This window comes from Kribbella sp. ALI-6-A, assembly GCF_001984195.1.
Classification (GTDB): domain Bacteria; phylum Actinomycetota; class Actinomycetes; order Propionibacteriales; family Kribbellaceae; genus Kribbella.
Genome location: NZ_MTQN01000012.1, coordinates 1062183 through 1087822, shown reverse-complemented (window position 1 = coordinate 1087822; position 25640 = coordinate 1062183). Strand labels below are relative to the sequence as shown.

27 protein-coding genes and 1 riboswitch are annotated in these 25640 nt (G+C 70.3%); of the genes, 18 read left to right on the top strand and 9 right to left on the bottom strand.

Annotated features, from left to right (window positions below; genetic code table 11):
- Positions 1 to 72: 72 nt before the first annotated feature.
- Positions 73 to 522, bottom strand: coding sequence for a winged helix-turn-helix transcriptional regulator (locus tag BWI15_RS31685; protein WP_077018189.1), 450 nt, complete (start codon positions 520 to 522; stop codon positions 73 to 75).
- Positions 523 to 639: 117 nt separating this feature from the next.
- Between BWI15_RS31685 and BWI15_RS31680 the strand changes: the two genes are divergently transcribed.
- From BWI15_RS31680 to BWI15_RS31660, 5 genes are read left to right on the top strand one after another with little or no spacing between them, the layout of a single operon-like run.
- Complete coding sequence (locus tag BWI15_RS31680; protein WP_077018188.1) at positions 640 to 1539, top strand: nitrilase family protein; 900 nt, start codon at positions 640 to 642, stop codon at positions 1537 to 1539.
- 4 nt (positions 1540 to 1543) lie between these two features.
- Complete coding sequence (locus tag BWI15_RS31675) at positions 1544 to 2722, top strand: hypothetical protein (RefSeq protein WP_077018187.1); 1179 nt, start codon at positions 1544 to 1546, stop codon at positions 2720 to 2722.
- Complete coding sequence (locus tag BWI15_RS31670) at positions 2719 to 4044, top strand: amidase (protein ID WP_168197407.1); 1326 nt, start codon at positions 2719 to 2721, stop codon at positions 4042 to 4044. The genes BWI15_RS31675 and BWI15_RS31670 overlap by 4 nt, the downstream gene beginning before the upstream one ends.
- 13 nt (positions 4045 to 4057) lie before the next feature.
- Positions 4058 to 4480 carry a tautomerase gene (locus BWI15_RS31665; RefSeq protein WP_077018186.1) on the top strand — a complete coding sequence of 141 codons (423 nt, stop codon included), beginning with the start codon at positions 4058 to 4060 and terminating at the stop codon, positions 4478 to 4480.
- A 9-nt stretch (positions 4481 to 4489) separates the two neighbouring features.
- Positions 4490 to 5401: a S66 peptidase family protein gene (locus tag BWI15_RS31660; RefSeq protein ID WP_077018185.1), complete on the top strand. Its 912-nt coding sequence runs from the start codon at positions 4490 to 4492 to the stop codon at positions 5399 to 5401.
- 12 nt (positions 5402 to 5413) lie between these two features.
- Here the strand turns inward: BWI15_RS31660 and BWI15_RS31655 are convergent, their stop codons facing one another.
- Positions 5414 to 6352, bottom strand: coding sequence for a helix-turn-helix transcriptional regulator (locus BWI15_RS31655; RefSeq protein ID WP_077018184.1), 939 nt, complete (start codon positions 6350 to 6352; stop codon positions 5414 to 5416).
- Between the two features lie 61 nt (positions 6353 to 6413).
- On the opposite strand from BWI15_RS31655, the gene BWI15_RS31650 reads away from it, so the two are divergent.
- Entirely contained in the window at positions 6414 to 6812 is a 399-nt protein-coding gene (locus tag BWI15_RS31650; RefSeq protein WP_077018183.1) for a RidA family protein, read from the top strand.
- Positions 6809 to 7225 carry an SRPBCC domain-containing protein gene (locus BWI15_RS31645; RefSeq protein ID WP_077018182.1) on the top strand — a complete coding sequence of 139 codons (417 nt, stop codon included), beginning with the start codon at positions 6809 to 6811 and terminating at the stop codon, positions 7223 to 7225. The genes BWI15_RS31650 and BWI15_RS31645 overlap by 4 nt, the downstream gene beginning before the upstream one ends.
- A gap of 9 nt (positions 7226 to 7234) precedes the next feature.
- Here BWI15_RS31645 and BWI15_RS31640 read toward each other — a convergent pair whose 3' ends face one another.
- From BWI15_RS31640 to BWI15_RS31630, 3 genes are read right to left on the bottom strand one after another with little or no spacing between them, the layout of a single operon-like run.
- Positions 7235 to 9013, bottom strand: a complete 1779-nt coding sequence (locus BWI15_RS31640; protein ID WP_077018181.1) for a S9 family peptidase — start codon at positions 9011 to 9013, stop codon at positions 7235 to 7237.
- Between the two features lie 27 nt (positions 9014 to 9040).
- Positions 9041 to 10819, bottom strand: coding sequence for an ABC transporter ATP-binding protein (locus tag BWI15_RS31635; protein ID WP_077018180.1), 1779 nt, complete (start codon positions 10817 to 10819; stop codon positions 9041 to 9043).
- Positions 10816 to 12582, bottom strand: a complete 1767-nt coding sequence (locus BWI15_RS31630) for an ABC transporter transmembrane domain-containing protein (protein WP_077018179.1) — start codon at positions 12580 to 12582, stop codon at positions 10816 to 10818. The genes BWI15_RS31635 and BWI15_RS31630 overlap by 4 nt, the downstream gene beginning before the upstream one ends.
- A gap of 187 nt (positions 12583 to 12769) precedes the next feature.
- Between BWI15_RS31630 and BWI15_RS31625 the strand changes: the two genes are divergently transcribed.
- The gene (locus tag BWI15_RS31625) at positions 12770 to 14191 is read left to right on the top strand and encodes an MFS transporter (RefSeq protein ID WP_077018178.1); all 1422 of its coding nucleotides are present in this window, start codon (positions 12770 to 12772) and stop codon (positions 14189 to 14191) included.
- Here BWI15_RS31625 and BWI15_RS31620 read toward each other — a convergent pair.
- Entirely contained in the window at positions 14178 to 15209 is a 1032-nt protein-coding gene (locus tag BWI15_RS31620) for a GTP pyrophosphokinase (RefSeq protein ID WP_077018177.1), read from the bottom strand. The two genes, BWI15_RS31625 and BWI15_RS31620, sit on opposite strands and share 14 nt — an antisense overlap.
- Before the next feature lie 139 nt (positions 15210 to 15348).
- On the opposite strand from BWI15_RS31620, the gene BWI15_RS31615 reads away from it, so the two are divergent.
- From BWI15_RS31615 to BWI15_RS31605, 3 genes are all read left to right on the top strand, one after another.
- Positions 15349 to 16572, top strand: a complete 1224-nt coding sequence (locus BWI15_RS31615; protein ID WP_441327744.1) for a winged helix-turn-helix domain-containing protein — start codon at positions 15349 to 15351, stop codon at positions 16570 to 16572.
- A 137-nt stretch (positions 16573 to 16709) separates the two neighbouring features.
- Positions 16710 to 17033 (top strand): hypothetical protein, encoded by a 324-nt coding sequence (locus BWI15_RS31610; RefSeq protein ID WP_077018176.1) that lies wholly within the window; start codon positions 16710 to 16712, stop codon positions 17031 to 17033.
- A gap of 75 nt (positions 17034 to 17108) precedes the next feature.
- A complete protein-coding gene (locus BWI15_RS31605; protein WP_077018175.1) occupies positions 17109 to 18302 on the top strand; it encodes an ATP-binding protein in 1194 nt (397 codons plus the stop codon).
- On the opposite strand, the gene BWI15_RS31600 is transcribed toward BWI15_RS31605, so the two are convergent.
- On the bottom strand, positions 18299 to 18904 hold the full coding sequence (locus BWI15_RS31600) for a hypothetical protein (RefSeq protein WP_077018174.1): 606 nt from the start codon (positions 18902 to 18904) through the stop codon (positions 18299 to 18301). The two genes, BWI15_RS31605 and BWI15_RS31600, sit on opposite strands and share 4 nt — an antisense overlap.
- Positions 18905 to 18987: 83 nt before the next feature.
- Here BWI15_RS31600 and BWI15_RS31595 point away from each other — a divergent pair, with 83 nt between their 5' ends.
- From BWI15_RS31595 to BWI15_RS31575, 5 genes are all read left to right on the top strand, one after another.
- Entirely contained in the window at positions 18988 to 19851 is an 864-nt protein-coding gene (locus tag BWI15_RS31595; protein ID WP_077019431.1) for a DUF3152 domain-containing protein, read from the top strand.
- 63 nt (positions 19852 to 19914) lie between these two features.
- Positions 19915 to 20709, top strand: a complete 795-nt coding sequence (locus BWI15_RS31590; RefSeq protein ID WP_077018173.1) for a hypothetical protein — start codon at positions 19915 to 19917, stop codon at positions 20707 to 20709.
- Entirely contained in the window at positions 20706 to 21368 is a 663-nt protein-coding gene (locus tag BWI15_RS31585; protein WP_077018172.1) for an alpha/beta fold hydrolase, read from the top strand. The genes BWI15_RS31590 and BWI15_RS31585 overlap by 4 nt, the downstream gene beginning before the upstream one ends.
- A 24-nt stretch (positions 21369 to 21392) precedes the next feature.
- A riboswitch (TPP riboswitch) is annotated at positions 21393 to 21514 on the top strand.
- Positions 21507 to 22835 (top strand): purine-cytosine permease family protein, encoded by a 1329-nt coding sequence (locus BWI15_RS31580; protein ID WP_077018171.1) that lies wholly within the window; start codon positions 21507 to 21509, stop codon positions 22833 to 22835. Its footprint overlaps the riboswitch before it by 8 nt.
- 25 nt (positions 22836 to 22860) lie before the next feature.
- On the top strand, positions 22861 to 23538 hold the full coding sequence (locus BWI15_RS31575) for a class I SAM-dependent methyltransferase (RefSeq protein WP_077018170.1): 678 nt from the start codon (positions 22861 to 22863) through the stop codon (positions 23536 to 23538).
- 97 nt (positions 23539 to 23635) lie between these two features.
- On the opposite strand, the gene BWI15_RS31570 is transcribed toward BWI15_RS31575, so the two are convergent.
- Together BWI15_RS31570 and BWI15_RS31565 are read right to left on the bottom strand one after the other, a co-directional pair.
- On the bottom strand, positions 23636 to 24205 hold the full coding sequence (locus BWI15_RS31570) for a methylated-DNA--[protein]-cysteine S-methyltransferase (RefSeq protein WP_237771543.1): 570 nt from the start codon (positions 24203 to 24205) through the stop codon (positions 23636 to 23638).
- Positions 24195 to 24689 (bottom strand): RNA polymerase sigma factor, encoded by a 495-nt coding sequence (locus tag BWI15_RS31565; protein ID WP_077018168.1) that lies wholly within the window; start codon positions 24687 to 24689, stop codon positions 24195 to 24197. The genes BWI15_RS31570 and BWI15_RS31565 overlap by 11 nt, the downstream gene beginning before the upstream one ends.
- A 116-nt stretch (positions 24690 to 24805) precedes the next feature.
- Between BWI15_RS31565 and BWI15_RS40515 the strand changes: the two genes are divergently transcribed.
- Together BWI15_RS40515 and BWI15_RS31560 are read left to right on the top strand one after the other, a co-directional pair.
- A complete protein-coding gene (locus BWI15_RS40515; protein WP_269087197.1) occupies positions 24806 to 24940 on the top strand; it encodes a hypothetical protein in 135 nt (44 codons plus the stop codon).
- 146 nt (positions 24941 to 25086) lie between these two features.
- Positions 25087 to 25638, top strand: a complete 552-nt coding sequence (locus BWI15_RS31560; RefSeq protein ID WP_077018167.1) for a flavin reductase family protein — start codon at positions 25087 to 25089, stop codon at positions 25636 to 25638.
- Positions 25639 to 25640 lie beyond the last annotated feature (2 nt).

Below are 25640 nucleotides of genomic sequence, written 5' to 3'. Positions count from 1 at the left end.
GTGTGACCTCATAGCCGGCGTCTGCCCAGCGGACAGCACGACCCCGGTGTGACATCTCGCCCGCACTCCGGATCAGCTCGCGACCTTGCGGACGAAGGCCTCCGACGGATCGAGCAGACGGCCTTTCGCGTCGGTGACCTCGAGCTTGCGGACCGGCTTGTTGTTCTTCGTGTCGAGCAGGACCGAGTGCGGTTCGGCGTCCTCGAACAGATGGTCCTCGCCCCACTGCCGAAGGCTGACCAGGATGACGAAGAGATCGCGGCCCTTCTGCGTCAGGGCGTACTCGTGGTACGCGCCGCCCTCGGCGGCGGGAACGATCTCGAGGATGCCGTGCGTGACGAGTTCCCGTAGCCGCGACGACAGGATGTTCTTCGCCAGGCCGAGGTTGCGCTGGAAGTCGTTGAACCGGCGGATCCCGTCGAAGGCGTCCCGGACGATGAGCAGCGACCAGCGGTCGCCGATCACGTCGACGGCCCGGGCGACCGGGCACTGCGCGGTCTCGTGGGTCACGCGCTGCGGCATCTGGATCTCCTCGATCGAAAAGCCCGGAGTCAAGTGGTTGCAAGTATAAACCAGCTGCTCTACGCTCCCGATCAAGCGGTTTCAAGTTGAAACCAGTTGGAGCGAGGAGGCCAGGTCATGACGGCAGCGGCAGATCACAGAGTGAGCCCGGTACGGGTTGCGGTGGCGCAGTTCGAGCCCCGGGTCGGAGTCGAGAACCTCAAGGCGAACGCGCTCGCCGTCGAGCAGCGGCTGATCGCGGCGGCGGACGCGGGAGCGAATCTGATCGTGCTCCCGGAGCTGGCGACCACCGGCTACGTGTTCGAGACCCGGGAGGAGGCCTTCGCCCACGCCGAGGCCGTACCGGACGGGCCGACGGTGGAGTCGTTCGCCCGCATCGCGGCCGCGCGGAACGTCTACCTCGTCGGCTGCGTGGCCGAACGCGACGGTCTGAAGCTCTACGACACCGCCGTGCTGGTCGGCCCGGAGGGCTACATCGGCCGGTACCGCAAGACCCACCTGTGGAACACCGAGAAGCTGTGGTTCACGCCGGGCGACGAGGGATTCTCGGTCTTCGACACCAAGATCGGCCGGATCGGCTTGCTGGTGTGCTGGGACATCTGGTTCCCCGAGACCGCGCGGATCGTCACGCAAATGGGTGCCGACATCATCTGCGTCCCCACCGGCTGGGTCTGGACCCCGCCACCCCTGTACGACGCGAGCGGCGTCTGCATGGCGGCGTACCTGACGATGACGGCGGCGCACGCCAACAACGTCTTCATCGCCACCGCGGACCGGATCGGCCAGGAGCGCGGCGCGGGTTTCATGGGCAACTCGCTGATCGCCGGCACGAACGGCTGGCCGATCGACCGGATCGCCGGCCCGGACGAGGACACGATCATCTACGCCGACATCGACCTGACGGCGGCGCGCACGGCTCCGATCTGGAACCAGCTCAACGACCTGCACCGGGACCGCCGGACCGACCTGTACGACCAGATGCTCGGCTACAACGACCGCGCTCCGCTCCCGAGGTGACGTCATGACGACAGTCCGCAGTACGGGTGTCGCCGGCCCGGGAAGGGCCGGAGTACTGGGCGCGGGATCGGTCGCCCTCGCGCTCCTGGCGCTCGCCGCCTGGACGTTCTCCCGAGTCGTCCGGGGCGCGACCTGGCAGCCGTGGGACGGCGACTACACCGACCTCGGCCGGCTCTCCTCGTGGCTGGTCGAGTCAATCAGCGAACCACAGTTCTACGCGGTGGCTCCGGCCGGTGCGTTGCTGCTTCTCGGCGGTCTGATCGGGCACGTCGCGCATCGACGGTCGTGGCGGTGGCAGGGGTTCGTCCAGGCCTGCGGCACCGGTCTGTGGCCGTGGGTGGCAGGCAGTGCACTGGCCGGTCTCCTGCTGGGCACTGTCGCCTGGGGGTGGACCCTCGGATCCGGCAGTTGGCAGCCGTTGTTCGTACCGCTGGTGTCGGTGGCGCCGGCGATCGTCGTGCTCTACGGACCTGGGTGGAGGATCGGTCTCACGGCTGCCGTTCTGGGTGCGCTGCTGACCCCACCGGCCTCGATCTTGGTTGTCGGGTACGTCTGCGGTCCTCTCGAACTCCCACCGGTCGTCGGCGCCACCACCGGCATGTGGCTCGCCGCGCTCGTGGCGTTCTGGGTCTGCACCCGCCTGAGTTGGATGCCGGCCCCAGGCGCCTGGCGCACCCGTGTGAAGCGTGATCCGGTCTCCCGCCAATCGTCGCTGCTGTGGGTGCCGCGTCGTGCGCTGGCCGACTTCTCCGAGGCGCAGTTCTTCGGCAACGAGTGGGCGAGCGCTGTGCTCATCCTGGGCGCCGTCGTCGCCCACCTGATGAGTCCGGCCAGTACGTCGTACGGATCCGGATTGTTCTACGCCGTGCTCGCCGGACAGGTCCTCACCGCGTTGACGGGTGTGATCATCTGGCGGAAGCGGTGGACCAGGCACGGCTTCTACCCCACGTTCGTGCCGGTCGTTTCGGTCGCGCCGGCCACCGTGCTGGCTTTCGGCGGGACCTTCGAGTCGATCGTGGCCGGTGCGCTGGCCGGCGCGCTGATCGCTCCGCCGGTGGCAGCGGCGATCTCGGCTCGGCTGCCGAAGACCGTCCATCCTTTCACCGGCAACGTCGCGTCGATGAGCGGCTGCACGGCCGTGATCGTGCCGTCGCTCGGTCTGCTGCCTGGATTCGCGTCGTGACGGCCGCTGAACTGGCCCGGGCCCTGCGCCGTCGGGAAACCTCGTCTCGTGCGCTGACCGACGCGGCCCTCCGGCGTACGCACGAGCTGAATCCCACCCTCAACGCGTTCGCGCTGATCGACGACGAGGGCGCGCGGGCAGCGGCCGAGCTGGCCGACGAAGAGCTTGCCGCAGGCATCGATCGCGGGCCGCTGCACGGAGTTCCGGTGGCGGTGAAGGACCTGATCGACGTGGCCGGTCTGCTCACCAGCTGTGGATCGGAGACGTCCTTCGGGGCGGTCGCGGCGGAGGATGCCGAGGTCGTTCGGCGATTGCGTGATGCCGGGGCGGTGATCATCGGCAAGACAACGCTGCACGAGTTCGCGTACGGCGCGACCGGCGATCGGTCGGTCCACGGCCCCTCCCGCAACCCGACCGATCCCCGCCGGATGTCCGGCGGCAGCAGCGGTGGCAGCGCGGTCGCGGTGGCCGCCGGTCTGGTGCCGATCGCACTGGGCACCGACACAGCGGGCTCGGTCCGGGTGCCGGCCGCGCTCTGCGGGGTGATCGGACTCAAGCCGGCGTACGACGTTGTCCCGAGCAACGGCGTGTATCCCCTCGCGCCAACCCTCGACCACGTCGGTCTCTTCGCCGCGACGACCGAGGACGCCCTCATCGGTTACCAGGTGATCAGCCACCGGTCGGTGGAGAAACGGTCCAGCCGCGTCTCGGTCGGCTGGATTCCACCCGGTTCGATCGCCGTCACCGATCCGCGCGTCGAGCACCTGACCTGGCAGGCCGTCGACTCGGCCGGGTTCGACGTCGACGTCGTCCAGGGTTTTCCCCGGTGGGAGCGACCCGAGAGCCTCTTCGAGATCTTCTCCGTTCTGCAAGGCAGGGAAGCGTTCCGCGTGCACGAGCACCACCTCGACGCGGACGCCGAACTCATCGATCCGGAGGTCCGGGCGCGACTGAACCAGGGTCGCGAGATCTCCCGCCGGAGCTATGCCCAGGCCGACGAGGCACGTCACGAACTGCGCGACGTGGTGGCCAAGTTGCTGTCGACGTACGACGTACTGGCGCTGCCGACCGTGCCGGTCGTGGCCCCGGCCATCGGCGAACGCAGCCTCTCGGTAGCCGGCACCGACCTCGAAGTGCGGGCCGCGCTCCTGTCACTGACCAGCCCCTGGAACCTGACCGGTTCGCCGGCGATCAGCGTTCCGGCCGGACGGATCGACGGACTGCCGATCGCCGTACAACTGATCACCGCGCCGGGCAACGAAGACCTGCTCTTCGCCGCCGCCCGCGCCCTCGAACTCACCCGGCAAGTCAGCCGGGACTGACGAAAGGAACCTCATGCCCTCGATCCAGGTCGACCTGCCGCTGACCGCGGACGAAGCCACCCGGCAAATGTTCGCGGAACGTGTCGGGCGCGTCTACGCAGAAATCATGCAGGTCGGCATGGATCTGCTCACGGTCTCCGTGCACGCCCTCGGCCCCGGCGCGGTCTGGCGGTGCCACGAGTCCGGTCCGCCCACGCCCTCGGGGCTGATCATGTGTGACATCCGCAAAGGCCGCCCGGTCGAGACGAGGGCCCGGCTGGCGCAGGCCCTGATCGACGCGTGCGTGGAGACGTTCGCGCTCGACGCCCTGTGGCTGAAGGTCGAGTTCACCCAGCACGACGGCGACGAGATGTACCACCCGCACCTCGGCGGCTTCAACACCGACTGGACCGGCGACGAGAGGAGCAGGAACTCGACGGCGTACGGCGTCCGATAGGTTTCGGGCGTGACGGATGTGAGGCGACCGCGGCGGCTCGCGGCTGGGGATCGGGTGGCAGTGGTGGCGCCGGCGGGACCGTTGAACGCGGCGCGGCTGGCGACGGGCACGGAGCGGCTGCGGGAGTGGGGGCTCGAGGTCGTGGTGATGCCGTCCGCGCTCGCCCGCGACGAGCGGCTGCCGTACCTGGCCGGTACTGACGCGGCCCGGGCCGACGACTTCACCAAGGCCTGGCTGGACGACAGCTACAGCGCGGTGTTCTGCGGACGCGGCGGGTACGGCGTCCAGCGGATGCTGCCGCTGCTCGACCTCGACGAGCTGGCCGCGGTGGAGAAGGTCTTCGTCGGGTTCAGCGACATCACCGCGCTGCACGAGGCGTTCAACGCGCGCGGTCTGGTGACCGTGCACGGCCCGATGGCGGCCGGCGTCGAGCAGCTCGCGGCGGGCGGCGCACGCCTGCGCGATCTTCTCTTCGAGCCCGAGTCCGTCACCGATCTGCTCGCCCCGCAGGGCGCCCAGACAGTCGTCCCCGGTACGGCGGAAGGCCGGCTCCTCGGCGGCAACCTGGCGCTGCTCTCCGCCAGCATCGGTACGCCGACGGCGGCGAAGCCGGACGGCATCGTCGTCCTGGAGGACGTCAGCGAGGACGGCTATCGCGTCGACCGGCTGGTGACCCAGCTGCTGCGATCCGGCTGGTTCGACCAAGTGACCGGACTGGTGATCGGCGACTTCAGCGACGCCGACGACAGCGGCCTCGTCGCCGACGTCGTCCGCGACCGGCTGGAACCGCTCGGGATCCCGATGGTCTCCGGAGCCGCGATCGGCCACGAGGACCTCAACCTCGCCGTACCGCTCGGTCTGCCGGTCCGGCTCGACGCGACCAACACGACGCTGCAGCCGCTGCAACCGGCCTTTCAGTAGCACCCCAGCCAGTCAGTAGCGCTCGGACAGCCACCGCCCGAAGTTCCGCAGCCGGTCGCTCAGCGCCGCCGGCTCGACGACGTCGAGGTCGAGGTTCAGGTACGCCAGCCAGCGCGCGGCCCAGTCGAGGTCGTCGGTGCCGAAGTGCAGCTCGCACTCGTCACCGTCCTCCACCACGGCCGCGACGCTCGGATCGACCAGCTCGCGGACCAGGTCGGCCGACGTGTGCACCCGGACCCGCACCTGGTGCCGCCACCGCCCGTGGGCCAGTGACCGGGCGACCAGCTGCGCGGCGTCGTCCGGTGGTTCCGGTGCGGGCAGGTGGATCCCGAGCGGTTGCGCCTGCGAGATCCGGTCGGCGGCGTACACCTTCCACTCGGTCTCGCCCCGCGGGCAGGCGACGAGGTACCAGAGCCGCCGCAGCGTCACCAGCCGGTACGGCTGCACCTCGACGGCGTGGGTGTCGCCGGCCGCGAGCCGCCGGTGACGGAACCGGATCGCCTCACCGGCCCGGCAGGCCAGCGCGAGCTGAACCAGTACGTCGCGATCGGCCCGCCGCGGGCTGCGGCCCTGATACGTCTGGACGTCGGTGAGTGCCGTCAGCCGGGTCTGCCACTGCGACGGCACCACCTGGGTCAGCTTCGCCAGTGCCGTGACGGCGGCGCTCTCCAGCCCTTCGACGCCCACCCCGGTCCGCAGGCTGAGCGCCACAGCGGCGACCTCGTCGGCGTCCAGCAGCAGTGGCGGCATGGCCCGTCCGTGCGCCAGCCGATAGCCGCCGGTCCTCCCGGCCTCGCCGTCGATCCGGTAGCCCAGCTCGCGCAGCTGGGCGATGTCCCGGCGGGCCGTGCGCTCGGTGACCCCGAGCCGGGCCGCGAGAGCGGGCGCCGAGATGCCCGGATGCGTCTGCAGCAGCGACAGCGTCTCGAGGCGGCGGTTGGTGGTGGTCACCCCGAAATTCTCTCCCCAAACCCGGACAGTATCCGACCGGGTGGTGGGTGATGCTGGCTCCATGACCACAACAACGCTGCTTCGCCCCGAAGGACTCGTGAACTCTCCGGCGTTCACCCACGTCGCCGTCGTCCCGCCCGGCGCGACCACGATCTACATCGGCGGGCAGAACGCCGTCGACGGCCAGGGCCGCCTGACCGGAGGTGACGACGCCGCCGCCCAGACCGAGCAGGTGATGAAGAACCTCAGGACGGCGCTCGCCGCAGCCGGCGCGACGGTCCACGATTTGGTGTCGGTCACGATCTACCTGGTCGAGGGCGTCGACATCACCGAGGCTTACCCGGTCGCGGCGGCCGGCCTCGAAGGTGCGGCGCCGACGGTTCAGGCCCTCGTGACCGCCGGACTGGGAGTGCCCGGCGCCCTGCTGGAGGTCAGCGCGATCGCCGCGGTGGTCCGATGAGCGGTCAGGTCGGCCGGACCAGGGACGTCGGCTGGCAGATCGGCGTCTCGAAGACCGTCGAGCGTCCGGTCGACGAGGTGTGGGACTTCGTCACCTCGCCGGCGGGCGTCGCGATCTGGCTTGGCGACGGTGTCACGCTCTACGAGGAGAAGGGCGCGGGCTACGAGACCAGAACCGGCACGCGCGGTGAGACCCGGAGCTTCCGCGACCTCGATCGGATCCGGCTCACCTGGCAACCGCCGGACTGGTCGCACGACACGACGCTGCAGCTGACGGTCAGTCCGGTGGCCCCGGGCCGCGCGCGACTGGTCATCCACCAGGAGCGGCTGGCCGACGCGAGCGAGCGGGAGCTGCAACGCAAGCACTGGCAGGCGGTGATCACCCGGTTGGCCGACGCGATCACAGCCGACTGATCGGCCGGCTCAGGCCCGGCCGAGGTGCTCGCGCAGGAACGCGAACGCCTTCGGATACGCGTCCAGCTTGTTCTTCCGCTTCGCCAGCCCGTGCCCCTCGTCGCCGTACACGAGCAGTTCGCACGGCACCTTCCGCTTCTTCAGCGCGGCCACGATCTGCTCGGCCTCCGACAGCGGCACCCGCGGATCGTTCGCGCCGTGGATGACGAACAGCGGCGCCTCGATCGCGTCCACCCGGCTGAGCGGGCTGGCCAGCTCCAGGAACTCCCGGTCGGTGGCGAGGTAGCCGTACTCGCGTTCCCGCACCACCCGCCGGTACGCCGACGTGTTCTCCAGGAACGTGACCAGCGAGGCGATCCCGACGATGTCCACACCAGCCGCCCACAGCTCCGGCTGGAAGGCCAGTCCGGCCAGCACCATGTAGCCGCCGTACGAGCCGCCCCACAGTGCGACGCGGGACTGGTCGACGCCGATGGTCGGCAGCCAGGCGTGCAGCGCGGCCAGGTCGCGGACCGAGTCCAGCCGCAGCTCCCGGTCGTCCAGCGAGTACCAGCGCTTGCCGTAGCCGGCTGAGCCGCGCACGTTCGGCACCAGCACGGTGTGGCCTTCGGCAACCAGTCCGGCGACCAGCGGCGCCCAGATCCGCCCGTGCTGCCACTCCGGCCCACCGTGCACGACCAGCACCGCCGAGCCGTCGCCACCACCCTCGGGCTGGAACACGTACACCGGCACCTGCTCACCGTCGAACGACTCGACCCGGTACGACGTCGGGTGGCTCAAGGCGGGAAGCTCGACAGGCTCCGGCGCACGCACCGCAGCGAGTTCACCCGTTTCCACCGAGTACCGGAACACGTACGGCGGCTCGACCGGACTGCTGTAGGTGATCACCAGCTGGCCTCCGTCGGCCGACCAGTGCGGCTCGGACTCGACCAGCACAGCGCCGCACCCACCCGGCGGCAGCGCGATCGGCGCGACCAGCCCGCCGTCCGGCGAGTGCAGCGCCAAGGTGACCTGGCCGTCGTCGCTGGAAGCCACCAGCACGTGCCGGCCGTCCGGACTCGCCCAGCCGATCAGATCCCGCGCGTCGTCGGACACCAGCGGGGTCAGCGCGCGCGTCGCCAGGTCGTAGCGGAACACCGCGAACCGGTCCCGGTCGGGATCGCCGGAGAGCAGTAAGCCGCTGGAATCGGGCAGCCAGGAGACCGCGGACAGGGAGGTCTCGTCGTCGTACGCCGTGACGTCGCTGACTTGGCCGGTCGCGGTCTCGACCAGCAGGAGCTGGACGGAGTTCGCCGGACCACCCGCGCGGCTCACCGCGACCCACCGGTCGTCCGGCGACGGGTCCACCGCGTAGACGTAGCCGCCGCCGTCGTACAGCGTGGTCTCCTCGCCAGTGGCGAGGTCTCGGGCGACCAGGTCGAAGTCGATCTCGTTGCGGCGGTTGGTGGTGAACAGGACCCGGCCGGGCCGCGCGGCGATCAGGTGATGGAAGTACGCCGGGTCGTGCACCAGCGGCTGCAGCTCAGCGGATCCGGCCAGGTCCAGCAGCGACAGCTGACCGCGCTCGTCGCCGCCGGTGTCGTGCTCGACGACCACGTGGCGACTTCCCGGCACGTACTTCGCGGCGACCACCCGCTCGTCGAGGTCGGTGAGGGTGCGCCACCCGCCGTCCGGTCCGACCTCGTGCAGCTGGCGGACGCCGCTGCCGTCGTACCCGATCAGCAACCGGCCGTCCTGGTCGATGTCGAAGGCAACGAGATACGGGAGGGCGAGCAGGGCGGGCAGCATGTTGCCGACCCTACCCACCCTGCCGCGTCAGCGATCCCCGTGCCAGGAGTGCCAGAGCGCCGCGTACGGGCCGTTCGCGTCGACCAGGTCGTCATGGCCGCCGAGCTCGACGATCCGGCCGTCCTCGACCACCGCGATCACGTCCGCGTCGTGCGCGGTGTGCAGCCGGTGCGCGATCGCCACCACCGTCCGGCCCTCCAGTACGCCGGCCAGCGAGCGCTCGAGGTTTCGCGCCGCACGCGGGTCCATCAGCGACGTCGCCTCGTCCAGCACCAGGGTGTGCGGGTCGGCCAGCACGAGACGGGCCAGTGCGACCTGCTGCGCCTGCGCCGGGGTGAGCGTCGTACCGCCTGAGCCCACCTCGGTGTCCAGGCCGTGCTCGAACCCGGCCACCCATGCGTGGGCGTCGACCGAGCGCAGCGCGTCCCACAGCTCGGCGTCGGTCGCCCCCGGCCGGGCCAGCAGCAGGTTGTCCCGCATGGTGCCGACGAAGACGTGGTGCTCCTGGTTCACCAGCGCGACGTGGGTGCGGACCTGCTCGGCGGACATCTTGCCGAGCGCGGCACCGCCCAGCGTGACGTCGCCGGCGCGTGGCGAGTAGATGCCGGCCAGCAGCCGTCCCAGCGTCGACTTGCCCGCTCCCGACGGCCCGACCAGGGCGACCCGGGCACCGGGCTCGACGGTGAGCGTGACGCCGTGCAGCACGTCGCGGCCCTCCAGGTAGCCGAAGCGGACCTCGTCGGCCAGCACGGTCCGGCCCTCCGGCTCGTCCTCGTCGCCGTTCGCGGCCGCCTCGATCTCGCGCACGCCGACCAGCCGGGCCAGCGAGACCTGCGCGACCTGCAGTTCGTCGTACCAGCGGATCATCATGTTCACCGGCTCGACCAGCATCTGGATGTAGAGCGCACCGGTGGTCAGCGCCCCGACCGTGATCCAGCCCTGGATGGACAGGGCGCCACCGACCATCAGCACCGCCGCCAGCGCGACCGCGTGGGTCATGTTGATCACCGGGAACAGGATCATCCGCAGGAACAGCGTGTACCGCTCCCAGGCGACCCATTGCCCGATCCGGGTGTCACCGAGCTTGATCCGGCGTGCGCCGAGCCGGTGCGACTCGACCGTGCGGCCCGCGTCCACGGTCTCGGCCAGCGCCGAGGCGACCGCGGCGTACCCGGCGGCCTCCGACCGGTACGCCGAGGGCGCGCGCCGGAAGTACCAGCGGCCGCCGATGATCAGGATCGGCGCGGCGATCACGATCGCGACCGCCAGCTCCGGCGCGGTCACCACCAGCGCACCGATCAGCAGCCCGGCCCAGACGACGGCGATGGTCAGCTGCGGTACGGCGTCGCGCATGGCGTGCGACAGCCGGTCGACGTCGGTGGTGATCCGCGACAGCAGGTCACCGGTCCCGGCCCGCTCCAGCACACCCGGCGGCAGGGCCACCGAGCGGACCAGGAAGTCCTCGCGCAGGTCGGCGAGCATCTCCTCGCCCAGTACGGCGCCGCGCAGCCGGGTGATCCGGACGAACACGGTCTGCACCGCGAGCGCGACCAGGAAGCCGAGCACGACGTACGGCAGGTTGACGTCGTGTTCGCCGACGGACAGCTTCTCGACCACGGTGCCGAGCAGCCAGGGGCCGACCATGCCGCTCAGTGCGGCGATCGCGTTGACGGCGGTCAGCCAGCCGAAGGCCGCGCGGTGCCGGCGGAACAGGGTCTTCAGGTAGCTCTTCACCGTGGCCGGACCGGCCACCGGAAGCCGCGCCGCCTCCTGCGGCGCGGCCGGGTCGTACTCGGGGCGCTTCACGCCGACTCCTCGAAGGTGGGCTCGTCTTCACGGGTGACGACCGCGCGGTAGTGGCGGTCGGTGTGCACCAGCTCGTGGTGGACGCCGACGGCGGCGACCCGGCCGTCCGGCACGAACACGACGCGGTCGGCGCGGTCCAGCATCAGCGGGCTCGACGTGAACACCACCGTGGTGCGACCGGCCCGCAGTGCCCGCAGGCCGTCCGCGATCCGGGCCTCGGTGTGCGCGTCGACTGCGCTGGTCGGCTCGTCCAGCACCAGCACAGCCGGGTCGACGTACAGGGAACGGGCCAACGCGACCCGCTGCCGCTGACCGCCGGACAGGGAACGCCCGCGCTCGGTCAGCACAGCGTCCATCGGGTCGTCAGGACCGCCCGCCGGCAGCGACTGCCGCAGCACGTCGAGGATGTCCGCGCACTGCGCCGCCTCCAGCGCTCGCTCGACGGTGACGGCTCCGCTCGACGGTACGTCGAACAGCTCCCGCACGGTCCCGGACAGCAGCACCGGGTCCTTGTCCTGCACCAGGACGGCCGTCCGCGCCGACTCCAGCGGCAGGTCGTCGAGCGCGACGCCGTCCAGCATTGCCGACGCGTCACCCGGCTCCGCCTCGGGGCTGTGACCACCCAGGTGGTCGGCCAGCCGGCCACCGGCGTCCGGGTTGCCGCAGACCACCGCGGTGAAGCTCCCGGCCGGAACCTCCAGCCCGGAGACCGGATCGACGAGATCGCCCTCGGGAACCTGTGCCGCGCCGGTGCCACGGGTCTCGTCCATCCGCTGCAGCGAGAGCACCCGGGCAGCGCGGCGGGCGGACACCTTCGAGAAGATGAACGCGCTGGCCGTCTCCTCGAACGTGTGCAGCGGTACCAGCATGAACGTGATGAACCCGTACGTCGTGACCAGCTCGCCGACCGAGATCCGGCCGGCCACGACCAGCCGGACACCGAGCCACACGACCACGACCAGGAACAGCCCGAAGAACAGCACCTGGAGCGCCGCGATCAGCGACCACATCCGGGCGCTGTGCACGGCGCTGGCCCGGTACTCCTGCGAGGCCGCGCGGTAGCGGTCCAGGAACAACTGCTCGCCGCCGATGCCGCGCAGCACGCGCAGCCCCGCGACGGTGTCCGCGGCCAGCTCGGTCGCCCGGCCGCCCTTGGCCCGCTGCGCGTCGGCGCGGCGCTCGGCCGGACCCATCAGCGGCAGGATCGAGAACGCCAGCACCGGCACTGCCACCGCGACCACCAGGCCGAGCTGCGGCTCGTAGAACAGCAGCCCGACGACGACCGTGAAACAGGTCAGCAGGGCGGCCGCGAACCGGCCCAGCACCTCGACGAACCAGCCGATCTTCTCGACGTCGCCGCTGCTCACGGCGACGACCTCGCCGGCCGCGATCCGGCGGGTCAGCAGCGACCCGAGCTCCGAAGCCTTCCGGAACAGCAACTGCTGCAGCCGGGACGCCGTACTGATCCAGTTCGTCACCACCGCGCGGTGGAAGTACGAGTCCGCGGCGGACTTGGCGGCGCCGAACACCAGCAGCAGCCCTCCGGCCAGCATCAGCCGGGACCAGGACTTGTCGATCACGGCCTGGACGGCCAGTCCGACCGCGACCGGGGAGGCGGCGATCCCGCCGAAGTAGAGCAGACCCCAGCCGACGGCGGCGAGCTGTCCGCGCAGCTGCTGGTGCTCGAGCCAGAGGATGAGTCGGAGACCGGACCGGGTGTCGGGTACCCCGGGATCGGCGAACGGGACAAGGCGCAACGACATGACGTCTCACAGGAGGCGTAGGAGGGATTCGGGACACCTGACCAGGCGAACCTGCCCAGACTAGGCGCTGCGGCGACGGCCCCTCAAACCGTTTTCACCTTGTGGCAGACCGCCGCGCGACCGGCGGCCGGCTGTGCGGAGACCGGTTGTACTGTCGTCGCGGGAACGTTTCAGTGATCGGAGGCCCATGCCGGAACCGGCCAGGCGACGACGGCTGCTGGTCCTCGGGATCTGCTGCCTGAGCCTGTTCATCGTCGGCCTCGACTCCACGATCGTGAATCTGGCGCTGCCCGCGATCCGGGCCGACCTGGACGCCTCGGTGTCCAAGCTGCAGTGGACGATCGACGCCTACACCCTGGTGCTGGCCAGCCTGCTGATGATCTCCGGCTCGACCGCGGACCGCGTCGGGCGGCGGCGGACCTTCCAGGTCGGGCTGGTGCTGTTCGGGCTCGGCTCGCTGCTGTGCGGCCTGGCGCCGACGGTCGAGCTCCTGATCGTGTTCCGGATGCTGCAGGCGGTCGGCGGCTCGATGCTCAACCCGGTGGCGATGTCGATCATCACCAACACGTTCACCGACCCGCGGGAGCGGGCGCAGGCGATCGGCGTCTGGGGCGGTGTGGTCGGGCTGAGCATGTCGGTCGGCCCGCTGGTCGGTGGAGCCCTGGTCGACTCGGCCGGCTGGCGGTACATCTTCTGGATCAACGTGCCGGTCGCGGTGCTCGCCGTCGTGCTGACCGCGCGGTTCGTGCCGGAGTCGCGGGCCGCGGTCGCGCGGCGGATCGACCCGGTCGGACAGGTGCTCGTCGTCCTGCTGCTGGTCGGCCTGACGTACGGGATCATCGAGGGCCGGGAGGCGGGCTGGACGTCGCCGCTGATCATCGGGTGCTTCACGGTCGCCGTCCTGGCGGTGGCCGGGCTGGTCTTCTACGAGCGGCGGCGGGACGAGCCGTTGCTGGAGCCGCGGTTCTTCCGCAGCGCGCCGTTCTCCGGGGCGACGCTGATCGCGGTCGCGGGCTTCGCCGCGCTGTCCGGGTTCCTGTTCCTCAACTCGCTCTACCTGCAGGAGGTCCGCGGGTTCACCGCGCTGCACGCCGGTCTGCTGACGCTGCCGATGGCGGCGATGACCGTGGTGTTCGCGCCGCTGTCCGGCTGGCTGGTCGGCAACCGCGGACCGCGGCTCCCGCTGATCGTTGCCGGAAGCATGCTCTGCGCGAGCGGACTGGTGCTCGCCCAGCTCACCACCCGTACGCCGACCCTGCTGCTGCTCGGCGGCTACCTGGTCTTCGGCATCGGCTTCGGCATGCTCAACTCCCCGATCACCAACGCGGCCGTCTCCGGCATGCCCCGAGCACAGGCGGGCGTCGCGGCGGCGATCGCCTCGACCAGCCGCCAGGTCGGCGCCTCGCTCGGCGTCGCGATCGTCGGCACCGTGCTGACCGCCCGGCTGGCCGGCCCGCTCGAGACCGGCTTCGTCCCGGCCGCTCAGCTCGCCTGGTACATCATCGCCGGCTGCGGTGTGCTCGTCCTGGTCCTCGGCCTGATCACCACCGGCCGCTGGGCCCGGCGGACGGCCGAATCCGTCGCGGAGGAGCTGGTCAGAGCTCGCTGAGGCCGGCGCGAGCCAGGGCCTTGAGGCGGCCGCGCAGGATCTTCTGGCGGCGCTCCTCCAACGGGAACAGGTCGACGTAGGCCTGCCCTTTCGCCGCGAGCAGGTCGTCGTCGAGCCGTCGTACGGTGCCGGCCGGGAAGCGGTGCGTCATCGCTGCCTGGACCGCCGCGCTGTCGATGCCCTGCAGCAGCTCGGTCAGCTGCTCCTCGGTGGTCACGCCGAGATCGGCCAGGATCCCGAGGATCCACGCGTAGTGGTTGGTCTTGGCGTGCGGGGCGTCGGGGTAGCGCCGGGTCAGGTACGTCGTCAGCGTCGCCGCGGTCAGGTCGCGCGGCGCCTCGTCGTCGCCGGCCGCCGCGAGCTCGCGGTACAGCCGGTCGATCTCGGTGAACTCGTTGTCGGCCAGCTCCATCAGCGCCGCCGCGAGCAGGAACCGCCGGTCGAACTCGGGCTTGCGGTCCGGCGGGATGTCCAGCTTGTAGCGGATGTCGTGCTCGAACTCGGCCCACGCGTGCTGGACCGCGGTGCGGACCTGGATCTCCATCACCAGGTTGCGTAGTACGGCGTACTCGGGCAGCTCGCGGCGGTGCGCGTTGAGCCGGACCAGGTAGTGCTTCGAGGCGTAGCCGAACACGCCCTGCGCGCGGGTGTGCGCGCCCATGTCGGTGTGCTCGACGATCTCGAACTCGGCCTCGATCACCTCGCAGACCCGGTCCACCGCCTCGACCAGGAAGGTGATGATCCGGGCGGCGACCAGGTCGGTGATCTGGTTCAGCGGGTCGTCGTACTTGGGCCGGTCGGGGTCGTCGGGCCGCGGCTTGGACGCCTTCGACAGGAACGACTCCGGATCCTTGGCCCGGGCGGTCGCGCTGAGGTAGTTGATGCCCTCTTCCTCGCCGATCAGCTCGTTGATCAGCGCTTCCAGCTTGCGCGCGCCGCCGACGTACTGCTGGTGCATCCGCTCGTACTGCGCCGCCGCCTGCTGGGCCCAGTCCCTGGCCTCGACCCCACCACCCATGCGCCGACCTTAGTGCCCGCGACGGCCCACCGGGTGCACCCGCTACCCGTCGATCACCGTGTCTAGCGCTGTCTAGCGAAACCCCTAGACAGGCTCAGAAAGCGGTCGAACCGAACCCGGGCGGGATAAGTTCGGCCGCATGACCCCGGTACGCCGTCCGGCCGGCGAGGCGATCTCGCGGGACACAGCGCGCCGGATCGCGCTCGCCGCGCAAGGCTTCGCCGAGCCGCGCCCGACCGGCCGGGTCGACGTCCGCCATCTCCGGCGGGCGATCGAGCGTATCGGCGTACTGCAGGTCGACTCGGTCAACGTGCTGTGCCGCTCGCACTACCTGCCGCTGTTCGCCCGGCTCGGACCATACTCACGGACGACGCTGGACCGGATGTGCTGGGGCGCAGACCGGGAGTTGTTCGAGTTTTTCTGGGGACACAAGGCGAGCCTGCTGCCGGTGAGCACCTACCCGCTGCTGCGCTGGCGGATGCGGGCGGCCGAGCGGCAGGACTGGAACGCCGACCTGGATCCCGACCTGTCGGTGCCGTGGTCGGTCGTCGTGGGAATGCGCCGGCTGAGCGCCGAACGGCCCGGCCTCGTCGCCGACGTACTGGCGAGGATTGTCGAGCGCGGATCGCTCACGGCCGGCGAGGCGAGTCCCGACGGTGAGCGCCGCAAGCCGACCGATCCGGACCCTGATCCGACCACCGGCCGGATGTGGAACTGGCAGGACGCGAAGATCGCCGTCGAGTATCTGTTCTGTTCGGGCCGGGTCACGATCGCCGGGCGGCGCAACTTCGAGCGGCTGTACGACCTGACCGAGCGGGTGCTGCCGGCCGGCGTACTGGAGGCTCCTGAGGTGGATGCCGACGAGGCGCGACGCGAGCTTCTCCGCAGCTCGGCGCGCTCGCTCGGGGTGGCCACCGCGCAGGAACTCTGCGGCACCACCCACGGCCATTTTCCCTTGCCCAAGGCAACGGCTCGCTCGGTGATCGACGACCTGGTGGAGTCCGGTGATCTGATCCCCGTCCGCGTGGAAGGCGTCAAACCGCAGAGCTACCGCTGGCGCGACGCCGACGACCGCCCGATCGACGCCCGCGCCCTGCTGTCGCCTTTCGACACGCTGATCTGGAACCGCGACCGCACCCACCGCCTGTTCGACTTCTTCTACCGGATCAGCATCTACACACCCCAGCCCAGCGCGTGCACGGCTACTACGTCCTCCCCTTCCTGCTCGGCGATCGCCTGGTCGCCCGCGTCGACCTCAAAGCCGACCGCCGCACCTCCAGCCTGCTCGTCCCCACCGTCACCGCCGAACCCGGCGCCTCCTCCTCCGGCATCGCCGAGCCCTTGGCCGCGGAACTCGACCTGATGGCCCGGTGGCTCGCCCTCGACCGAGTCGAAGTGACCGCCAACAGCGACCTCGGCCGCACCCTTGCCCGAGCCGTCACCTCGGCATGACGGGAACCACGAACGGCGCCGATCCGTCCATCCCGGCGTGGCTGACCGATGAGTGACGACAACGACGACCTGTACGGTCGCCAGCTCCTGCTCCTGCTGGCCTTCTTCACCTCGACAGCCGGCCTGCTCCTCCTGATCGCCTGGCTCACCCGCCCGAACTGGCTGTGGGACGGCCCGCTGGCGGCCTTCGCGGCAGCGGGCATCGCGTGCTACCCGGCACGCTTCCTGGTCGAACGATTCGACTGGTGGAAGCGTCTGGAAGAGCCGACAGCGTCGGCCAAGAGAAGGCGAGGGCGCATCCGCCGACGCAGCCCGTTCGGGGTGGTCAGGAATCCCATCGGCCGGCACAGCCGGAAATCCCTGGATGATTGACGGAACAGCGACACGCGCTCGGGTTCGCTAGCGAAATCTAAGGAAAACGCTAGACGCGCTCATAGAGTGAAAGGCATGGATCCGATTCGGAATCCCTATGCGCCCGGCGCCGGTCAGCGGCCGCCTGAGCTGGCCGGTCGCGACACCGAGGTGCGGCAGTTCGAGGTGGTGCTCGAACGGGTCGCGGCGGGGCGCCCGGAGCGGAGTCTGGTGCTGAGTGGACTCCGGGGCGTCGGCAAGACCGTGCTGCTCAACACACTGCGCAGTCAGGCGATCAAACGCGCCTGGGGCACCGGCAAGATCGAGGCCCGGCCGGACCAGAGCATCCGGCTGCCGATCGCGCAGGCGATGCACACCGCGATGCGCGAGCTGGGGCACCGGCACCGCGACGACGAGCGGGTCGACCAGTTCAGCGCCGTACTGAAGGCGTTCGCGCTGCGGACCGCGCAGAACGATCGCAAGGGCATCAAATGGCACCCGCCGGTCGACGTGGCCGCCGCGAAGGGCCGGGCCGACTCGGGCGACCTCGAGATGGACCTGATCGAGCTGTTCGCCGACGCGGCCGACCTTGCCGGGGACCTGTCGGTCGGGGTCGGGCTGTTCATCGACGAGATGCAGGACATCTCCGCCGACGACCTGTCCGCGCTGTGCGCCGCGTGCCACGAGATCTCCCAGCAGAGCGCGCCGCTGGTCGTCGTCGGCGCCGGGCTGCCGCACCTGCCCGCCGTACTGTCGGCGAGCAAGTCGTACTCCGAGCGCCTGTTCCGCTACATCCGGGTCGACCGGCTCGCCCGCGAGGCGTGCGACCGCGCGCTGATGATCCCGGCCGAGAGCGAGGACGTGTACTTCGAGGAGGAGGCGCTCGACGAGCTGTACGCGCAGACCGACGGCTACCCGTACTTCGTCCAGGCCTTCGCGCACGCCACCTGGGACCACGCGCCGGCCAGCCCGATCACGGTCAAGGACGTCGCCGTGGCCGGCCCGGAGGCCTCCGCCGAACTCACCGTCGGCTTCTTCGGCTCCCGCTACGAACGCGCCACCCCCGCCGAACGTGAGTACATGCGCGCGATGGCCGAGCTCGGCGTCGGTGTCGCCGACGGCGCCGTACCCACCGCCGAGGTGGCCGGCGCCCTCGGCCGCAAACCCCAGTCCCTGTCACCGGCCCGCGACGGCCTGATCAAGAAGGGCCTCGTCTTCTCCGCCGAACGCGGCACCGTCGCCTTCACCGTGCCCCACTTCGGCAAGTTCCTCCGCACCCGCACCGCCTAGACCTGGTCCCGGGCCCACCACAGGAACGACGACGCGTGCTGGGCCGTCCCGAACCCTTCGCCGGCCAGTTCGAGCAGCAGGTCGTTGCTCTCGACGATCCGCTCACCGATGGTCGACGGGGTGGAGTCGGGCAGGTCGAGCTGCCAGAGCTGCTGGGCGATGCCCTGCTTGCCCAGCCGGCCGGCGTACTTGAGCAGGGTGAGGAAGCGGTCGGGATACATCACGCACAGCACCTTGGTGAGCAACGCCTCGCGGAAGCCGTTGAGCCCGCGGCGGCCCCGGATCAGCTCGGTCAGCCGTTCCTCCAGTACGCCGGGGCCGGACAGCAGATAGTTCACGCTCTCCCGCACGGCGGCCGCCGCGGCCTCCGCGCCGAGCTCGTTCCACGCCTGGTTGAACACCGACATGTTTCCCGGACTCCCGCCGACCGGGGAGTTGGCGAAGTCCTTCAGGTCCTGCGCGTCACCACCACCGGCGAACACCTCCCGATACCTCTCCCAGTACTCCGTCACCCGCGGGTCCGGTTCCGGCCGGACCGAGGTGAGGAATTCCACTTTCAGGACTTCGGCGCGGGCGACGACAAGGGGATCGAGAAGGGTCACCCGGCCTCGGTACCCCGTCTTGACCTGAAGCTGACGTGAGTGGGCTTTCGGGAATTACCCGTGAGTCGCTAGGGTGAATGGACATGACCACCCGGCGGAACGACGAGCGGACGGGCACGCGTGTGTCCAGGTCCGCGCGCCGGCGCCGGGCCGGGCGGCACACCCGGAAGAAGTCGTACCGGGCGCAGTGGTTCTCGGTGACCGCGCTGGCCGTGCTCGGCACCGTGATGGTCGTGCACCCGGACGCCGGCCGGCAGAATCTCGCCGCCCAGTTCGGTGAGCAGACCGCCGTCGCCCAGCCCCCGGTGCTCCCGGTCGTCACCCCGAGCCAGCTGCCGTCGGCCTCACCGACGCTGACCAAGCCGCAGCGCCCGGCGCCGGCGCTGCCCCGGCCGCCCAAGGGCGCGAAGCCGAACGTGACGGTCTCGACCGGCAAGCTCAGCATCGTCCCGGGCTCGGCCAAGGCCACCCGGAACGTCGGCAAGCTGACGTACCGGATCGAGATCGAGCAGGGTCTGTCGCTGAACCCCACCGCGGTCGCCGCGGTGGTGCACCAGACGCTGACCGACCCGCGGGGCTGGCAGGCGGTGCACCCGGTCAGCTTCGAGCGGACCGACCAGGCCGACGTCGACCTGCGCATCATCGTCGCGACGCCGACCCTGACCGACAAGCTCTGCCTGCCGCTGAAGACCGGCGGCGAGGTCTCCTGCCGGGTCGAGGACCGCGTCGTGCTGAACGCCAAGCGCTGGATGTACGCCGTACCGGAGTACAAGGGCGACGTCGGGCTCTACCGCAACTACCTGGTCAACCACGAGGTCGGCCACGCGCTCGGCCACGGTCACTCCGGCTGCGACCAGCCGAACACCCCGGCGCCGGTGATGATGCAGCAGACCAAGGGCCTCGGCGGCTGCCTGCCCAACGCCTGGCCGACGACGAAAGCGACCTAGGTTCCTGCTCAGCTGCCCCTGCTCGTGAGAGTCTGACGAGAAGACCGAGCCGAGGGAGCCACGATGTCGTCACCCCAGTTCCCCACCTACGGCCGCGGCGACGACCCGGACGAGCCGGACCGCAGCCAGTACTACGCGAAGCCGGTCCCGTACGGCCACGACGCCCCCAGCTACACCCAGTCCCCGGACGCCACCGAGCAGCAGCAGTCGCCGGGCTACGGCTACGGCCAGCCGCCGAGCGACATGGAGTACGGCTACACCCAGCCGCCCAACTACCGCCCCGGCCACCCGTACGGCGCGCCCGCCAGCCCGCAATCCCACCAGCTCCCCAGCTACGGCCCTGAACCGCGCCGCGACCCCCGCCTCGCCCGCGTCGTCCTGCTGGCCGCGGTGATCGCCGCCGTCTACGGTCTGCTCGTCGTCTCGGTCCAGCGGGTCTCCCTGCGCGAGATCTCGCAGGCGCCCGGCTCCCCGCTCAACCACCCGCTCCGCACCGACGTGCTGGACACGATCGGCCAGCTCCTGGTCCTCGTCGTCGGGGTCGCCGCGCTGGCGATGTGGCTGCGCGACGTCCAGGTACGCCGTAAGGCGCGCCTGGAGCTCCAACCGATGGAGCTCGCCGCCCTCGGCCTGGTGGCGCTGTCGCTGATCCCGATCCTGATCTGGCTCGGCCTGGTCGTCAGCACCGGCATGGGCTCGATCGACGAGACGCTGCACCGCCTGCCGACGGCGTACGGGTGGGGCGGGTTCGGGCTGCTCGTGCTCGCGCTCGGTTTCGCACTGGGGTACCGCGAGTTGAGGCCGGAGGTGCCCAACCCGGTCGTGCAACCCGCTCCCGAAAGGCCGCCGTGGGAATGACCGCATCCGTCGTGCTGGTGCCCGGCCTCGGGCTCGGCCCGGAGGCCTACGGCCCGACCCGCAAACACCTCGAGATCCCGTCCGAGGTCGTCACCCTGCCCGGTTTCGGCGAGCCCACCAGCCCCGGCGACGACCTCCGCGTGCAAGCCCTCGCCGACCGGCTCGCCACGCAGCTGAAAGAGCCATCGGTTCTCGTCGGCCACTCGGCGAGCTGTCACGTCGTGGTCGAGGTCGCGGTCTCCCGTCCGGACCTCGTCTCCGGGCTCGTCCTGCTCGGCCCGACCGGCGACATCGAGGCCTCCGGCTGGCCGACCCTGGCCGGCCGCTGGGTCCGTTCCGCCGTCTGGGAGCGGCCGTACCTGATCCCGACCCTGACCAAGCAGTACTTCCGCACGACGTTTCGGGCGATGGCCCGCGCCGAGGCGGTCGTACGGCACTACGACCTCGCCGCCGCGATGCCGCACGTCGGCGTACCGACCGTTGTGCTGCGCTGTCCCCATGACAGCCTCTGCCCGTCGCAGTGGGCCCAGCGGGTCGCCGACCTGGCCGGAGGCGAGGCCTGGACGCTGCCGAGCGGCTCGCACATGCCGGTGCTGACCAACGGCCGGGACCTGGCCGCGTTCATCCACCGGGCAGCCGGTGTATACAAAGCTCGATGACGCGATATCGTTGACGCGATAACGACATACCTCCGCGGGAGCTCGCACCGGATTGCGGGCTGAGAGGGCGACAAGCATCAGCCGGGTCGCCGACCGCCTGAACCTGACCGGGTAATGCCGGCGTAGGGAGCAGGTCAGATGACCACGACTGCTGTCCGCAAACCCAGTACGACGACCGAGGCACCGCTCGTACTCACCACCGATGCGCCGAGAACACTGGGCTTCTTCGACCAGTTCACGCTCTGGGGCAACCTCGGCATCTCGCTGTTCGGCCCGGTCACCGGCGCGCTCGTCGCGGCGTACACCGGATCGCTGGTGAAGGGCCTGCTCGCCGTCGTCGTCGGCTGCGGGATCGGGGCTCTGGTGCTCGGCGGCGCGGCCGTCTTCGGCTCGCAGACCGGTGCGCCCGCGATGGCCAGCCTGCGGGGACTGTTCGGTCGCCGCGGTTCGATGGCGCCGACGGTGCTGAACATCGCCCAGAACATCGGCTGGGCGACGATGGAGATCATCGTGATCTCCCAGGCCGCGGTCGCGGTGACCAGCGAGCGCTGGCGCTGGCTGTTCGTGATCCTGGCCGGCGTGATCGCCACCGCGATGGCCGTTCGCCCGCTGGGCAGCGTGAAGCTGCTGCGCAAGTTCATGGTCTGGTTGGTGCTGCTGGCATCGATCTACCTGTTCGTCCAGGTGCTCAGCAAGCCGGTGCACGATCTGCCGCAGGACAGCGTGTTCGGCTTCTGGCCGGGCGTCGACCTGGCCGCGGCCGGAGTCGTCTCGTTCGCACCGCTGGCCGCCGACTACACCCGGCACTCGCGCACGAACAAGGCCGCCTTCGCCGGGTCGTCACTCGGCTACGGTCTGGCGGCGATCCTGTACTACGCGCTCGGCGTCCTGGCCGTCGCGACCCTGCAGACCAACAGCACCGACGTGATCACCGCGCTGGTCACCCTGCCGGCCGGCGCGATCGCGTTGTTCGTACTGCTGGTCGACGAGGTGGACGAGGCCTACGCGAACGTCTACTCGACCACGATGGCCGCGCACAACCTGGTCGGTCACCTGGACCGGCGCTGGCTGTCGGTCGGGATCGGCGTCCTCGCCACCGGCCTCGCGCTGTTCGTTGACCTGGGCAACTACACCCAGTTCCTCTACCTGATCGGCTCGGTCTTCATCCCGTTGTTCGCGGTCGCGATCGCGGACTTCTTCGTGGTCTGCCGGATGCGCTGGGACGTCAGCGACACCGCGCCGTTCCGCTGGCAGCCGGCGGTCGCCTGGGTGTTCGGGTTCGTCGCCTACCAGCTGGTGAACCCGGGCACGGTCAGCGGCTGGTCGCCGTTCTGGCTGGACGTGCAGGCGAAGCTGTTCGGCGGCGAACCGGTGCCGAGCTGGCTCGGTGCGACGTACACGTCGATCGTCGTCTCGATGGTCGCCGCGGTGGCCTTCGGATCGATCGGACGCTCGAGGAGACAGTGACCGGAGAAATCGCAATACTTGCGCAATGCTGAACTCCGCACTGCGCAGCCGGGCCGAGTACGCCGAACTCGGCGCCGAGGGTCTGGCCGCGCGTACCACGCCCGAGCGGGACGCAGCCGTCGTGAAAGCCGTCGAGGAACTGCTCGAGGGCCGCGAATCGGTGCTCGACCTGTGTTGCGGCTACGGCCGGATCGCGATTCCGTTGCGCAAGGCCGGCAAGGTCGTCCGTGCTCTCGACATCTCCCCGAACCTGGTCGAGGCCGGCCGGGCGAAGGCGGCCGAAGAGGAACTCCAGGTCGACTGGGCGATCGGTTCGATGACCGACCTGCCGTACCGCTCGGACTCCTTCGACGCGGTGATCTGCCTGTGGACGGCGTTCCACGAGCTGTTCGGTGAGGACGAGCAGCTGTCGGCGATCTGGGAGATCTCCCGCGTGCTCAAGCCCGGCGGCCTGGCCGTCATCGAGGGCCCGGTGTGGGGACCGGCGACCGCGTCGGAGATCGCGAACGGTCTGCGCCAGGGCCCCGAGCACCGGATCGTCACCACCGAGCACTTCGGCTCCAGCAGCATTCACTTCATTCACGACGAGGCGAGCTACGGCCGGCTCTGCGCGGCGGCCGGGATCAAGGACTACCAGGTCTACAAACGCGACTGGGACGGCCGGCGCCGGCTGATCCTGGAAATCCACCAACCACACAACTGACGCGTCAGGTAATGAAAGAAGCAGGTCCCCACTCCACAATGGGGACCTGCTTCTTTCTGGCTCGAGTGTAAATGTTTTCCGGAGCCCGTTGGAAAACTCAGCTTTTCGATTCAAGATTCAAAAGGAAACGCTTTGCGTCCAATCCACCGGCGTACCCGGTGAGGGCGCCGCTCGCGCCGATCACCCGGTGGCACGGAAGCACGACGCACAACGGGTTCGCGCCGAGCGCCGTGCCGACGGCCCGGGCCGCTTTCGGGCGCTCGATCTCACCCGCGAGTTCGCCGTACGTCGTGGTCCGGCCGTAGCTGGTGAGGTGCGGCAGGTCGGCCAGCACGAGCCGCTGGAAATCCGTCGCCAGCGTCAGGTCGATGGCCAGGTCGAAACTTTTTCGGTGGCCGGCAAGAAATTCGTCCAGCTGGCGCCGGACGTCGTCCAAGGGTGCCGACTGACGCAGCACTCGCGGCGAGATCGCGCGCGCCAGCCGATGCGTCATCGTCTCCTCGTCGCCGAACGAGCTGGCGACGACCTTGCCCGCGGCGGTGGCCAGCAGCATCCGGCCGATCGGGGTGTCGTGCAGGGTGTAGGAGACGTCGGCTTCCGGCAGGACCGGCGGCCGGGCCGGCGGTCCGTCGAGACCGCTCAGGCGGCGTTCGAGATCAGTCATCATCAACTCCGAGGGTGGCACGCAAGGTGGCCAGGGCGTCGCTGACCAGGCGACGCGACGCGGCCGGGGTGGTGTCGAGGGCGGCGGCCACTCCGTGGTGGTCGAGGTCGCCGACGTATTTCAGCGTGACGGCTTGCCGCTGCCGCTCGGGCAGCGCGCTCACCGCCTTCCAGAGCTCTGGATCGGGCCACTGCGTGGCGTCGGGTCCGTCGACCGTGAGTGGAGGTGCCTCGTCCAGCGGGCGCTGTGGTTTGCGGGCGCGGTGCAGATCGGTCGCGCAGCGGGCCGTGATCGTCAGCAACCAGCTGCGCAGATTGCGCGCCGAGGTGAGCTTCGGGTACGCCGCGAACGCCTTCTCCCAGGCGCGCTGGGCGACGTCGTCGCCGTCGACCGGACCGGCCAGGGCACGGGCCAGCCGGGCCACATCGCGCCAGTGCTCGTCGACGAGCAGCTGGAACGGCGGCAGGCCGGTCTTCTTCACAGGCATCACGTCAGTAGAACGCACGGCGGAACGGACGTGTGAGCCGGCTCGCTGCTGGACGGCCGTCCCGGATGGCGAGATTGTCTAGTTTTCCAGTCGACTTTGATGAGACAGTTGCTGACATGACGACGACCGGGCAGCACCACCAGAGCCGCGCAGGGGCCTTCCCCTTCGCGCTGCCGGTGCTGACCACCCGTCTGCTCACCCGCCGCCGCGTCATCGACCAGATGCGCACGGCCAGCGCGACCTGTCGCTGACAGCCGCTGTTCCGGCCCGCCGTTGCGGGCCGCCGCCTCGCGGGCCTCGACCGAGTTCACCGGGTCCGCTGAACCACCACCCACACCGGCCGCGGTAGTCGCAGAGGTCCGCGCCGGGTTCATCCCTGCCCCGAGGGAGTGCCGCCATGTCCGTCCATGCGTTCAACCCTGCCCAGAAGACCCGAGCCGGGCTCACCGTCGTGCCCGACCACCTCGACGAGCGGACCGTCGACGCCGACGTGTTCCGCAGCGTGTTCCGCCGGCACGCCGCCGGCGTCGTCGTGATCACCGCCGACGCGGGCCACGGCCCGGCCGGTTTCACCGCGACGTCGCTGGTCTCGGTCAGCTCGCTGCCGCCGCTGGTCTCGTTCTCGATCGCCACCACGGCGTCCGCCTGGCCGGCGATCCAGTCCACGCAGAGCGTGGTAATCAACTTCCTGGACGCTCGCCAGCGCGATCTGGCCGGCCGGTTCGCGACCAGTGGCATCGACCGGTTCGCCGAGCCGACCCGCTGGTCCCGGCTGCGGACCGGCGAGCCCGTGCTGGACGACGCCCCGAGCTACCTGCGCGCGCTGGTCGAGCACCGGTTCGCCGTCGGCAGCAACCACATCGTCGTCGCCCGCCTGGCCGTGCACGCCGAGCGGCGCGAGCACGACCCGCTGCTCTACCACGACGGCCAGTACGTGACGACCGCCTGACT